Annotated in this window: 10 protein-coding genes and 1 pseudogene; 4 read left to right on the top strand and 7 right to left on the bottom strand. The window is 61.5% G+C overall.

Translation table 11 applies throughout. From position 1 onward, the window contains the following. Window positions 1-46: 46 nt before the first annotated feature. Together GR197_RS03760 and GR197_RS03755 are read right to left on the bottom strand one after the other, a co-directional pair. A pseudogene (locus tag GR197_RS03760) lies at window positions 47-1,095 on the bottom strand (ABC transporter substrate-binding protein). A 48-nt stretch (window positions 1,096-1,143) separates the two neighbouring features. Further along, the gene (locus tag GR197_RS03755; RefSeq protein WP_164006707.1) at window positions 1,144-2,226 is read right to left on the bottom strand and encodes an ABC transporter ATP-binding protein; all 1,083 of its coding nucleotides are present in this window, start codon (window positions 2,224-2,226) and stop codon (window positions 1,144-1,146) included. 239 nt (window positions 2,227-2,465) lie between these two features. Between GR197_RS03755 and GR197_RS03750 the strand changes: the two genes are divergently transcribed. From GR197_RS03750 to GR197_RS03735, 4 genes are all read left to right on the top strand, one after another. After that, on the top strand, window positions 2,466-3,863 hold the full coding sequence (locus tag GR197_RS03750; protein WP_164006704.1) for an aminotransferase class I/II-fold pyridoxal phosphate-dependent enzyme: 1,398 nt from the start codon (window positions 2,466-2,468) through the stop codon (window positions 3,861-3,863). 1 nt (window position 3,864) lies between these two features. Beyond that, a complete protein-coding gene (locus GR197_RS03745; RefSeq protein WP_164006702.1) occupies window positions 3,865-5,157 on the top strand; it encodes an NAD(P)/FAD-dependent oxidoreductase in 1,293 nt (430 codons plus the stop codon). A 96-nt stretch (window positions 5,158-5,253) separates the two neighbouring features. Continuing rightward, on the top strand, window positions 5,254-5,505 hold the full coding sequence (locus tag GR197_RS03740) for a ribbon-helix-helix domain-containing protein (RefSeq protein ID WP_164006701.1): 252 nt from the start codon (window positions 5,254-5,256) through the stop codon (window positions 5,503-5,505). A gap of 2 nt (window positions 5,506-5,507) precedes the next feature. Further along, the gene (locus tag GR197_RS03735; RefSeq protein WP_164006699.1) at window positions 5,508-5,858 is read left to right on the top strand and encodes a type II toxin-antitoxin system RelE/ParE family toxin; all 351 of its coding nucleotides are present in this window, start codon (window positions 5,508-5,510) and stop codon (window positions 5,856-5,858) included. Between the two features lie 22 nt (window positions 5,859-5,880). Here the strand turns inward: GR197_RS03735 and GR197_RS03730 are convergent, their stop codons facing one another. The 5 genes from GR197_RS03730 to GR197_RS03710 are packed head-to-tail and all read right to left on the bottom strand — an operon-like array spanning window position 5,881 to window position 12,268. Further along, entirely contained in the window at window positions 5,881-6,858 is a 978-nt protein-coding gene (locus GR197_RS03730; RefSeq protein ID WP_164006697.1) for an ABC transporter ATP-binding protein, read from the bottom strand. A gap of 4 nt (window positions 6,859-6,862) precedes the next feature. Next, a complete protein-coding gene (locus tag GR197_RS03725; protein WP_164006695.1) occupies window positions 6,863-7,690 on the bottom strand; it encodes a carbohydrate ABC transporter permease in 828 nt (275 codons plus the stop codon). Continuing rightward, complete coding sequence (locus GR197_RS03720) at window positions 7,687-8,565, bottom strand: carbohydrate ABC transporter permease (RefSeq protein ID WP_164006693.1); 879 nt, start codon at window positions 8,563-8,565, stop codon at window positions 7,687-7,689. Before GR197_RS03720 ends, GR197_RS03725 begins: the two co-directional genes overlap by 4 nt. Window positions 8,566-8,622: 57 nt before the next feature. Beyond that, entirely contained in the window at window positions 8,623-9,906 is a 1,284-nt protein-coding gene (locus tag GR197_RS03715) for an ABC transporter substrate-binding protein (RefSeq protein ID WP_164006691.1), read from the bottom strand. Window positions 9,907-9,943: 37 nt separating this feature from the next. Continuing rightward, a complete protein-coding gene (locus GR197_RS03710) occupies window positions 9,944-12,268 on the bottom strand; it encodes an alpha-L-rhamnosidase (protein ID WP_164006689.1) in 2,325 nt (774 codons plus the stop codon). Window positions 12,269-12,347 lie beyond the last annotated feature (79 nt).

Genomic DNA, 12,347 nt, shown 5'->3' with positions numbered 1-12,347 from the left:
AGAAAGGGGCGGACGAAGCCGGGGGACACTCGCCCGCCCGACGAGGTTACTGTGCGAGCCACTTGTTGAAGCGTTCGGTCAACTCCTCGTCATGATCGGCCCAGAACTCGGAGGAGACGACGAATGCGGTCTTGGTGTTCTCGGGTGCTGTCGGCAGATCGACGAGAATGTCCGGCGGGACCTTGGCAATGGCCGCTTTCAGGGTCGGGCCATAGGAGATATACTTCGATTGCTGCGCCATCACATCGGGATTGACGGTGAAAGCGACGAATTTGTCCGCCAGTTCCTTGTTCTTCGAGCCTTTCGGCTCGGCCCAGAGATTGAAGTCCATTCCCTGGCCGTCCCAGACGATCTTGAAGTTCTTGCCGCTGTTCTTGACGGCATCGTAGATGCGGCCGTTCCAGGCCGTGTCATCACGACTTCACCGTCGGCGAGAAGCTGCGGCGGCTGCGCGCCGGCGGTCCACCAGACCTTCACATCCTTCTTGATCGTGTCGAGCTTCTTGAAGGCGCGGTCGACACCCTCCGGCGTCCCGAGCACGTCGTAGACCTCGGACGGTTTGACGCCATCGGCAATCAGGGCGAATTCCAGCGTGGTCTTCGGCGACTTGCGCAAGGCGCGCGGCCCTGGGAATTTGGCGGTATCGAACAGATCGGCCATGGTCGTCGGTCCGCCGTTCGGAAACTTGGCGGCGTCATAGGCATAGATGGTGCCGAAGACGATCGTCGCGACCGCGCAATCCATCGCTGCGCCATCGATGAAGGCGTCCTTGCCGCCAAGCTTCGAATAGTCGATGGTTTCGAGCCAGCCTTCATCACAGCCTTGCAGCGCATGGCTGGGTTCGACATCGACGACATCCCAGGTTACCTGGCCGGTCTCGACCATGCCCTTCAGCTTGGCGGTCGAGCCGTCCCATTCATCCTGAAGGATCTTGGTGCCGGTTTGCTTGGCGAAGGGCTTGAAAAAGGCCTCCTCCTGGCTCTTGGTATAGGCGCCGCCCCAGGAGGTGACGGTCAGCGTATCCTGAGCAAACGCCGCTCCCGCGATTGCAAGAGTCACGACGGAACTGAGAAGCATGCAGTTGAAACGCATCATGGTGGTTCCCCTTTTTGTTGCTGCGTTTACGAAAGAATCAATACCCGGTCAGGAGAGCGCGAGCGCGCGGCAATCATCCGGCGCCCAGCCGATGAGGGCATGCGAGCCCAACCCCTGAACCGGAATGTCCTGGGCGGCGGCAACTTTGATAAAGATGTCGTCGCAGCCGCAGGCGGCGACGCGTAACCGCACATGATCGCCGTGATAGATGATTTCCTTGAGCGTGGCCGTAAACCGGTTTGCAACGTCGGCAGCGGGCGCCAGCTGAATCCGCTCGGGCCTCAGAACCAGGGTTGCCCGCGCGCCTTCCTTCAATCCTTCTCCGGCGCGTCCGGTAATGATCGAACCGTCGGGCGCGCGAATTCGGCAGCCCGCCTTGTCGATCGCGATGACTTCACCCGATATCGCATTGTTCTCGCCGATGAAGGTTGCGACGAAAGGGTTTACCGGCGTCTCGTAAAGCGCATGCGGCGGCGCGATCTGCTGCAGGATGCCGTCATTGAACACGCCGACCCGATCCGACATGGTTAGCGCCTCGCTCTGGTCGTGGGTGACGTAAACGACATTGATGCCGAGGCGGGCATGCAGGTGTTTGATCTCGAGCTGCATATGTTCGCGAAGCTGTTTGTCAAGCGCGCCGAGTGGCTCGTCCATCAGCACAAGCTGCGGCTCGAATACGAGAGCGCGGGCGAGCGCGATGCGTTGCTGCTGTCCACCCGAAAGCTGGTTGGGCCGCCGCGTTTCGAAACTCGCCATGCGCACCATATCGAGCGCGCGGCGAACCCGTTCGCCAATCTCCGGCTTGCCGAGCCGGCGCATTTTCAGCGGAAAGGCGACATTCTCGCCGACCGTCATATGCGGGAAGAGCGCGTAATTCTGGAAGACCACACCGATATTGCGGCGATGCGGCGGAACGCTGTCGATCCTGTTGTCGTCAAGGGTAATGGTCCCGCTGCTCGGAGCCTCGAAGCCGGCCAGCATCATCAGTGTCGTGGTCTTGCCCGAGCCGGAAGGGCCGAGAAGGGTCAGAAATTCGCCCTTCGCGACGTCGAGGTCCAGGCCGCGCACGACATAGCTGACGCCGTCATAGGATTTACGCACGCCTTCGAAAGCAATGAAGCGCTCGCTCATGAATTCCTCCTGTTTGCATCGGCCGGGTCCCTGCCTCTTTGTCTCGATGCTGGCCCTATATTGTCTCGGTCTGTTTCTGCTTGTCAAGCCACACAAATAATTTTGTATGGCGGTGGTTGTGGATCTCGAAAACACTGGAAAAGCGTGCTATGTGGCACAAAATGACGTTAAATCGCAGCACGGGCAGCCAATACGGTGCATGATGCACATGAAATTTGTATCCCCGTTACAGGAATTGTATGTCTGAAAGATCAGAAGCAACCCGGACAAACCAGGAGCGGGAAGCGCGAATGCCGGCCTATCTGGAGCTTGCAAGCGAGCTTGAGGCTAGGATCCGTTCGGGCGGCTTGCCTCCGGGCAGCCAGCTGCCGCCGCAGCGTGACCTCGCACGGGAGCGGTCGCTCAATGTCTCCACGGTCACGCGCGCCTACCGCGAATTGCAGAACCTCAATCTTGTGATGGGCAGCACCCGGCGCGGCACGATCGTCATCGGCGACGGCGCCATGCCGCGGGTCGATCGGGCGGCGAGCCCGGCCGGGGTCATCGACCTGACGGTCAACCGACCGGCCGTTGACGATTTCCAGCAGCGTCTCGCCCAATCCCTGCCGGATCTTTCGTCCGATCCGCGCTTCCGCCAGATGCAGGAGTACCAGCCGCCGGAAGGGCCGGCCTGGGCGCGCCGTGCGGCGAAGAAGTGGATAGGGCTCAACGGCTTCGACCCGTCCGAAGACGATATCGTCGTCACCAGCGGCGCCCAGCACGCTCTTCTTGCTGTCATCAGCAGCCTGATCGAGCCCGGCGATACCATCGTCTGCGACCGGCTGACCTATTACGGCCTGATCGCGCTTGCTCAGATGTTCCGCTTCCACATTATCGGCATCGGAAGTGACGATAAGGGCATGTCGGCGGCGGAGCTCGACGATATCTGCAGCCGCGAGAGCGTGCGCGCCGTCTTCACGGTTCCCTCGATGCACAATCCGACCGTCGTCACCATGAGCGAGGCGCGTCGGCGGGAACTGGTCGAGGTCGCGGAAAAGCATGATCTCGTCATCATCGAGGACGATGTCTATGGACCGATGCTCGGGACCCGGGCAAGCGCCCTGATCACGCTCGCTCCGGCCAGGACCTACCATATCTCAGCGCTTTCCAAGGCCTTGGCGCCGGGGCTGCGCGTCGGCTATCTCACTTGCCCGCCGAGCCGTGCGCTGCTCTCCGCCGAGGCAGTCCGCACGACAGCCTGGATGCCTTCGCCGCTGCCGCTGCTGCTGGCCACCCGCTGGCTGGAGGACGGCACGGCCGAAGCGATCCTGAAGGCACAGCTTGCGGAGTTGCGGGCGCGCTATGCGATCGTCACGACGATCCTGGCCGGCCACTCCTTCTCCGCCGATCCGCGCTGCATGTTCCTCTGGCTCAGATTGCCGGCGCCATGGCGCTGTGAGGATTTCGCCGCCAATCTGCGCGCCCACGGCGTTGCCGTCATGGCTGCAACCGCCTTTGCGTGTGACCGTCAGCCCGTCGAACATGCCGTCCGTGTCAATGTCGGCTGCGCATCGTCGCGGGAGGAACTGGCAACGGCCCTGCGCATCATCGCCGCGACGCTGAACGATCGTCCCCGCGCTCTGGCCGGCCTGGTCTAGGATGAATAGGCCGCTCCCCGAGCTTCAGCCTTTGCCCGACGCCGAGCGCCGGCATGTGGCAGTCGTCGGCGCGGGATTGGTCGGCCTCTGCTCGGCCCTCTGGCTGCAGAGAACGGGGCATCGGGTCACGATCATCGATCCGGCGCCGCCATTGGGCGATGCATCCTACCGGCAGGCCTGTTCCTATGGGAACGCCTGCACCTTTGCGCCGCACGGCGTCGTTCCCGTCGCAACGCCGGGCGTCATGTGGCGTGTGCCGGGCATGCTGCTCAATCCGCTCGGTCCGCTGGCGATTGTCTGGAGATACCTGCCGCAACTGGCGCCGTGGCTACGCGCCTTCCTGGCATCGAGCACGAAAGCTGAGGTCGAGCGCATCGCCGCGACACTGGCGGTGCTGCTGTCCCATGCCGATGCCGCCTGGCAGCCGCTTGTGATGCAGGCGGGCGCCGAACGGTTGAAGCGGCATGACGGCTGCCTCTATCTCTACAAGACCGAAGCGCAATTCCGAGCGGCCGATGCCGAGAACGATCTGCGTGAACGCCATGGCGTCGCCATGGATCGGTTGGACCAAGCCGATATCCGCAGCATCGAGCCCAATCTTGCGCCGCTCTACCACAAGGGCGTGCTGTTCCGTGACGCCTATGTGTTTTCCAGCCCCAAACAACTCGCCTTCGCGCTCGCCCAGGCTTTTGTAGACGGCGGAGGAGATATCGTCTGTGGCGAGGTCTCGGCAATCGAGCCGCACACGGACGGCATCGGCCTCAGGATCGCGGGCAAGGCAATGCTTGCGGACCACGCCGTCGTCGCAGCCGGCGCCCATTCGCGCAAGCTCACCGTATCGATCGGTGATCGCGTCCTGCTCGACACCGAGCGTGGCTATCACGTCCTGTTCCCGCAAGCGGGTCAACTTTTGTCGCGCCCGGTCTGCTATCCCGAGCACGGCTTCTACATGGTGCCGATGGTGGACGGATTGCGCGCGGCCGGAACCGTCGAACTCGGTGGGCTTGCCGCTCCTTTGAACCCCAAGCGGACCGCGATGATCCGCGAAGGCGTGAAAAAGCTTCTGCCGTCTGCCGGGGAAGGCAGCGACGAATGGCTGGGCTTTCGCCCATCCATGCCGGATTCACTTCCTGTCATCGGCCGCTCCCGCCGCTTGCCCCACGTCACCTATGCCTTCGGCCACGGCCATCTCGGCCTGACGCTGTCGGCCTTGACCGGCTATCTCGTGTCTCAGCTTGTTGCGGGGCAGGATCCGGTCATCGACTTGGCGCCCCTGCGTCCCGATCGATTATGAGCCGCTGATGGCTCCGGCTGTCTGGCGGGAGCGTGATGAATATTGACAATATATGCTACGCCACCCATGATAAATAAGGAATGAAAGGGTATGCCGATGGCGTCGGGTAGCATTCATGTGAAGGTCAGTGGTCAATTGCAAGATCATATCCAGCAGCAGGTCGGTGACGATGGCCTCTATGAAAATGCCAGCGAATATATTCGTGCTCTCATTCGCCGCGACTTGCAGACCCGTGATGAGGCGTGGGATCTGCTTCAGAGGGAGCTTGCGCCCGCGATGCGGGCCGACGACAGCGAGTTTGTCGCCGTTTCGGCGGAAGACGTCATCCGCCGTAACAAGCGCCGATAGCCATGCCGGCTTATCGATTTTATCCGCGCGCCGACGCCGTGCAGGACAAGATTTGGCGCGATACGGTTGAGGCGTGGGGAGAAATGCAGGCGGACGCGTATATTCTCGGGCTGCATGCTTATTTGCAACGCCTATGCGAGGATCGAGTGATCTGGCGGCAGCTCCCGCAACGGCTGGCCGTGTCGGAAGACATCAAGCGTTCGGCCTATTTCGGCCGCTACGAGCATCACTATGTGTTCTTTCGCGAGCTTCAGAATGGTGATCTCGGTGTCATGAGCATTCTTCACGAGCGGATGAATCTGCCGGTTCGGCTTAAAGAGGACTTGGTGGCTCTCTCAAACAAACAACCGTGACGCGGGCTATCATCGCCCATCCTCAGAACCGATGTTCCGCTCCTTCGACCGGATTTGCCCAGACCGTCATCCCGGGCGCAAACGGCGTCTCGCCTTCGGCGCGCACGACCATCTCGCCGAGATCGGCGACGTCGAGATAGAGGATCGCGTCGGCGCCGAGCCTTTCGATGTGGCGGATCGTGCCCTGCCACTGTCCGGCACCTTTTGAAAGCCTGATATGCTCCGGCCTTATGCCATAGGTCGTGCAGTCCAATCGCCGCGCCGTCTCACCGCCATAGAGGTTCATTTTCGGGCTGCCGATGAAACCGGCGACGAAGGGGGTCGCCGGATTGCGGTAGAGCTCCATCGGGCTGCCGATCTGCTCGACCGCCCCGCCGTTCAGGACGACGATCTTGTCCGCCATCGTCATGGCTTCGACCTGGTCGTGGGTGACGTAGATCATCGTCGACTTGAGCCGGGCGTGGAGGTCGGCAATTTCGAGGCGCATCTGGGCTCTGAGCGACGCGTCGAGATTGGAGAGCGGCTCATCGAACAGAAAGACCTTGGGATCGCGGACGATCGCGCGGCCGATGGCGACACGTTGCCTCTGGCCGCCCGAAAGCGCTTTCGGCTTTCTCTGCAGAAGGTGGGTGAGCTGCAGCGTTTCGGCGGCGGCCGCGACCTTGGCGGCGATTTCCGCCTTCGGGCGGCGGGCAAGCGAAAGGCCGAAACCGATATTCTCGGCAACCGTCATATGCGGGTAGAGCGCATAGCTCTGGAACACCATGGCGATGCCGCGCTCTGACGGCTCGGCATCGGTCACGTCCTTGCCGCCGATGGTCAGCGCGCCCGATGTGGATTCCTCCAGGCCGGCGATGATCCGCAGCAGCGTCGACTTTCCGCATCCCGACGGCCCGACGAACACCACGAACTCGCCGGAAGCAACTTCCAGATCGATCCCCTTGATGACCTCGAGGGCGCCAAAGCTCTTGCGAACCTGCTTGAGGGTGAGTTCGGCCATTCTGCTACCCTTTGACTGCGCCGGCCGTCATGCCCGCGACGATCTGCCGGTTGAAGAAAATGAAGACGATCAGCGGCGGGATCGTCACCAGGAGGATATTCATGAAAAGGAGATTGTATTGGCTCGTATACATGCTCTGAAAATTATAGAGCGTCAGCTGCACCGTTACGTTCTCCTTCCCGGGAAGGTAATAGAGCGGGTTGGTGAAATCGTTGAAGATCGCGATCGACTGTACGACGATGTTGGTGACGGTCACCGGCTTCAGCAGTGGCAGGATCACCCTGAAGAAAATCTGCCGGGGTTTGGCGCCATCGATCAGTGCTGCCTCATCGAGGTCGCGCGGAATGGTCGAGATGAACGAGCGATAGAGCAATGTCGAGAAAGAGAGATTATAGGCGACCTGGATCAGGATCATCCCGGTCATGGTCTTGAAGAGACCGATCTCCTGCAGGAGGCCGATGGTCGGCACGACGGCCGGCGGCATCATCAAACCCATGAAAAGCGCAACGGATGCCACTCTGTTCCAGGCGGTCTTGCGGCGCTGCATGATATAGCCAACCATCGCCGACAGCAGGATGAGGATGGTGACGGAGACGACGGTGATCAGCGTGGAATTGAAATAGGCAAGGACGAGCTGGTAATCGCGCGCCTTGAAAACTGCCACCAGATTGTCCCAGAACAGCCATTGCTCGGGCCATTCGAAATCGAGGCGGGACGCTTCGGATTTCGATTTGACTGCCTGCAGGGCGACGAAAACGAAGGGCAACACGAAGATGACCGTTGCGACGGCAAGGGCTATAGCGCCCGTCACGTAAGGGCGGATGCTTCTCATTCTTCGAGCCCGCGTCGGTTGAACCAAAGGGTGAGCGGCAGGATGATTACGGCGATCAGCGCGAACAGGATGACGTTTCCGGCAGTCGACAGGCCGTAGAACCCCGCCTGATACTGCTTGTAGATGACCGAGGCGACCACGTCGGAGGAGAAGCCTGGCCCGCCGCGGGTCATCGCCCATATCAGGTCGAAGGATCGAAGGCCGCCGATCAGCGATAGGGTTACCACGGTGATGGTGGCGGGGCGCACGAGCGGCAGGGTGATCCGGGAAAATTGCTGAAGGCGGGTCGCTCCGTCGATCCTCGCTGCCTCATAATAATCGGGGCTAATCGCGGCGAGACCGGCGATGAAGATCAGCGTGGCAAGGCCGACGCCCTTCCAAAGATCGACCAGGGCCACCGAAAAAAGCGCCAGCGCCGGATCGGTCAACCATCCAGGCCCGGGGATGCCGAGCGCTTCGAGCGTGACATTGATGATGCCTTTGGTCGGATGCATCATCACCGTGAAGGTGATGCCGATGCCGATCGTCGAGACCAGCACGGGAAAGAAGACCAGCGTGCGTAGGAAGCCGCGGCCGAAGATATTGCTGGTCAGCAGCACGGCGAGCAGCAGCCCGCAGACCGTCTTCAGGCCGGAGGTCGTTACGGCATAGATCAGCGTGTTGACCAGCCCCTTGACCAGGAACGGTTCGGAGAAGAACTGCTGGAAGTTTTCGAGCCCGATGAATTCGGCCGTCGAAAGGTCCCAGCGCGTCAGGCTGAACCAGAGAGAGGATATCGTGGGAACGAGAAACAGCACGCCGTAGACGATGGCGGCGGGAATGAAGAACCAAAGCGGGTAGGGCGATTTGCGCGAGCGGGGGCGTGTCTCGGTCATATCAATCTCTTCGATCGGCAACCTCGCCCTATCGGGAGCGAGGTTGCCGAACGATCGCTACCAATTGGGCAGGCCGAGTTGCTTGGCCTGCTTGCGGACATCGTCATCATAGAGTTTCGCGGCATCAGTGGGCTGGCGGATGCCGGAGCCGACTTCGACGGTGATCTGCTCGAGAGCCGGTCCCTTGACCGGCGAAACGAATTCCAGCGCCGGGGTCGTCTTATCCTTGGCCTCGAAATAAGGAAGCATGTCCTTGATCGCGGGCGGCACGTCGGCAGGCAGGTCGCAGCCGTCGACCAGCGACGGTCCTTGGACGGCGTTGGTTTCCACCATGACCTTGCAGCCTTCGACACTTCCGGCGAAATCGACGAATTTCCGCGCTTCCTCGGCGTGCTGGCTGCTCGTCGGAATATAAAGGGCCGGGGGCATCCAGACCGTCAGGCCGTTGACCGCCGCATCGTCGCCCGGCTGGGCGAAGAAGCCGACATCTGCGAGGTTCTCCGGATAATTCTGCTTGAGCGCACTGACCGCGAAGCTCAGCATTGGATAATGCGCTGCCTCGCCGGTCGACACCATTCTCAAGCCATCGTCATAACTTGCCGCGCCGAAGTCCTCGTTCATCAGGCCGGCGTCGTGCACATCCTTCAGCCGTTCGAAGCCCTTCATAGCCGCGGGGGTTTCGGCATATTTCGCCTTGTTGGCGGTATAATCGGCGGCGAAGTTCGGCACGGCGGCATGCAGATTGTAATAATCGGCCAGAACGAACAGCTGCGAGGTCCAGGTGTCGCGATAGGTCTGCGCCACGGCGACCTTGCCGGATGCCTTGACCTTGGCGTTGTTCGCCATGAAATCCGCCCATGTCTTCGGAACGGAGAGGCCGAGATCCTGATAGATCTTCCTGTTGTAGAGGATCCCGCCGGCCATCGCCGTGCCGAAAGGAACGCCGTAGAGCTTGCCCTCGGCGCTGACCACCGCCTTGAAGCTTTCGTCCACCTTTGCCTGTGACGGCAGGCCGGTCAGATCGACCAGTTTCTGCGTGGGCTTCAGCGCCTGTAAGAGCGAACCGGAATTATAGAGGAACACATCGGACATCTCTCCCGTCGCCAGGCGCGTCTTGATGATGTTGTCGCCCTCGCCGCCGCCTGGCCGTTGCTCGATTTCGATCGTCACATCAGGCGCCTTGGCCTGGTAAGCGGCAACCAGTGCCTCGGCGGCCGCAACCGTGTCGGGGTTGTTGTCGATCAGCAAGGACAGGGTGGTTTCTGCACGCGACGGGCCGGCCGCGACCAAGGCTAGAAGCGCGGATGCGCCCGCAAGAATAAGCTTTATCGGATGTGTCATGACGTTCCTCCTCTGAACGATGTGACGTGTATTCTCCTCAAGAATTGGCTAGGGAAAAGACCAGCTGGTGCGTTCCCGGCGGAAGGACGGCTTCCTCGCCGACAGGCTCCCCGTTGAGCAACGGGTTCTGGTGCCGCGGCCCGGGCCGGAACCGGCCCATGCATCCCTCCGGAAGCGTCAGCACATAGGTGACCTCGTTGCCGGTGCAATGCCAGCCGGCTTCGATGCGACCCTGACGGATGTCATGATGAGCTGAAACCGGCGAAAGGGACGGAATGGGCGCGGGATCGACGATCACCTCGGCAAAGCCTGGTGCGCTTGGGCTCGGCGAAATTCCGGCGACGCATTCGAACAGCCATTGGCAGACGGCGCCATAGGCGTAGTGGTTGTAGCTGTTCATGTCGGGCTCGTAGATGGTGCCGTCGGGCGCCATCGAATCCCAGCGCTCCCAGATCGTCGTCGCCCCCTTCGAAACCTGATAGAGCCAGCCGGGCACGTCTTCCTGCAGGAAGACCTTTTCGGCGAGATCGTCCATTCCGAGCTTCGTCAGCGCCGGCAGCAGGGCAGGCGTGCCGATGAAGCCGGTGCCGATCCTGTAGTCGGCATCGACGATCACCTGCCGGAAATGCTGCCGGGCGGCGTCATGATCCTCCGTCGGTATCAAGTCGTGGAGGAAGGCCAGCGCATAGGATGTCTGGTCGTTATGCGCCAGCCGGCCGGCCGGCGTGATGAACTCGTTGGCGAATGTCTGCCGGATCTCGCCGGCGCGCCGCTTCATCTGATCTTCAAGCGTGTGCTCGCCGAGAACGGCGGCAATCCTTGCCAGAAGGTCGGTCGAGATGAAGTGATAGAGCGTCGCCGCGCAGTCATCGGCAATCGTCGGGCGCGGCTTCCTGTTGTCGCCGACCGGCTGCAGCCAGTCGCCGAAGGTAAAGCCGCGGTCGCCCCAGCGGGACGGCGGGTTCACGAGCGGGCCATCCGAGATCGACCAAACGAAATCGACCCAGCGGACCATGGAATCCAGGCACTCCGCCAGGACGGCCCGGTCGCCGTAGTGGGTGTAGAGGACCCAGGGGATGACGACGATCGCATCGCCCCAGCCGGTCGAGCCGGCATAACCGGGGAAATCGGCGGGATGCAGACGGGTCGGATCCGGCGAAAAATGGGAGACGGCACCGTCCTCGCGCTGGTCGGCCATCACATCGCGCAGATATTTCCTCAGGAACGACTGGCTGTCGCTCAGCCAGCAGGCAGTTGCGGCAAACACCTGGGCGTCGCCCGTCCAGCCCAGGCGTTCGTCGCGCTGCGGGCAATCTGTGGGGACTTCGACGAAATTGGCGCGCTGCGACCAGATGGTATTCTGGACGAGGCGATTGACGAGGGGATTGCCGGAGGTGAAGCTTCCGGCAGGCTCGGGCACCGACGAGATCGGGATCGATGCGATTTCAAGAATCTTGGCATTTCCCGTGATCGTCACCCTGGCATAACGGAAACCGTGGAAGGTGAAATGCGGCGCATAGGTCTCATCGTCGCCGTCGCCGCGCAGTGTGTAGAGCGTGTGCGCCGCGGCCGTGCGATAATTGCGATTGTCGAAATGCCGGTCGGGGCCGAGCACTTCCGAGTGCTCCACCCGCACTTCGGCGCCGCCGACGCCGCAGACTGTGTATCTGACGTAACCGCCAACGTTCTGGCCGAAGTCATAGATCGTTCTGCCGTCGTCGTCGGTCCAGCTTTCGACGGCGGCGAGCGGCTGCAACTCCCGCACCGCTGCCGTCTCATGCGCGACGAGCAGCGCCGTGTCGAACGGCAATCTCTCGGTGCCATGCGTTTCCGTGGGGTTTTCCAGCAGCGCGTCATAGATCTCGCCGAAATAGATCCCCGATTTCAGGATCGGCAGCCTGCCGCTCCGCCACGTCGTATCGGTGGAAAGAATGACGCCACCTGGGCCCATCAGATCCGCAATGGCGCCGATCTTGTCGCCCCAGCAGTTCGGGATCGGCTTGGCGCCCCACATCAGGGGCGACCGGTACCATCCGTCGGCAAGCCAGATCTCGATGCGATTGAGGCCCGGCTTGATGAGGCTGGAAACATCGTAGCGCTGATAGGCGATGCGATCGTCGTAATTCGTCCAGCCCGGCGTCAACAGGTCGTCGCCGACGCGCGCGCTGTTGATGAAGCAGCGGTAAAGACCGAGGGCGGAGATGAACAGTTCGGCCGGAAGCCCGGCGCCATCATGTTCGAAGCTTCTGGAGACGAAGCTTGCGGCGGTTCCCTGGCCGCCGTCCGACAGGGGGGCGATCATCTCTCCCGACCAGGCGCGCGAAACGAGATTGCCACTGATGGCTGCCGGCTGAAAGTTCATCAAATCCTCCCGATGAAATGTAGAACGTTCTCCATATAACGTTCTACATTTTCTTCGGAAGCGCAATAGAAATTTCGTT

The sequence above is a fragment of the Rhizobium phaseoli genome, assembly GCF_010668805.1.
Taxonomy (GTDB): Bacteria; Pseudomonadota; Alphaproteobacteria; order Rhizobiales; family Rhizobiaceae; genus Rhizobium; species Rhizobium phaseoli_A.
This window is presented reverse-complemented; position numbering and strand designations above follow the sequence as displayed.

Excerpts from the sequence above, each read along its gene's own strand:
- GR197_RS03715 (WP_164006691.1), bottom strand. The coding sequence starts at position 9,906 with ATGACACATCCGATAAAGCTTATTCTTGCGGGCGCATCCGCGCTTCTA.
- GR197_RS03750 (WP_164006704.1), top strand. The coding sequence starts at position 2,466 with ATGTCTGAAAGATCAGAAGCAACCCGGACAAACCAGGAGCGGGAAGCG.
- GR197_RS03755 (WP_164006707.1), bottom strand. The coding sequence starts at position 2,226 with ATGAGCGAGCGCTTCATTGCTTTCGAAGGCGTGCGTAAATCCTATGAC.
- GR197_RS03745 (WP_164006702.1), top strand. The coding sequence starts at position 3,865 with ATGAATAGGCCGCTCCCCGAGCTTCAGCCTTTGCCCGACGCCGAGCGC.
- GR197_RS03710 (WP_164006689.1), bottom strand. The coding sequence starts at position 12,268 with ATGAACTTTCAGCCGGCAGCCATCAGTGGCAATCTCGTTTCGCGCGCC.
- GR197_RS03730 (WP_164006697.1), bottom strand. The coding sequence starts at position 6,858 with ATGGCCGAACTCACCCTCAAGCAGGTTCGCAAGAGCTTTGGCGCCCTC.
- GR197_RS03725 (WP_164006695.1), bottom strand. The coding sequence starts at position 7,690 with ATGAGAAGCATCCGCCCTTACGTGACGGGCGCTATAGCCCTTGCCGTC.
- GR197_RS03720 (WP_164006693.1), bottom strand. The coding sequence starts at position 8,565 with ATGACCGAGACACGCCCCCGCTCGCGCAAATCGCCCTACCCGCTTTGG.
- GR197_RS03740 (WP_164006701.1), top strand. The coding sequence starts at position 5,254 with ATGGCGTCGGGTAGCATTCATGTGAAGGTCAGTGGTCAATTGCAAGAT.
- GR197_RS03735 (WP_164006699.1), top strand. The coding sequence starts at position 5,508 with ATGCCGGCTTATCGATTTTATCCGCGCGCCGACGCCGTGCAGGACAAG.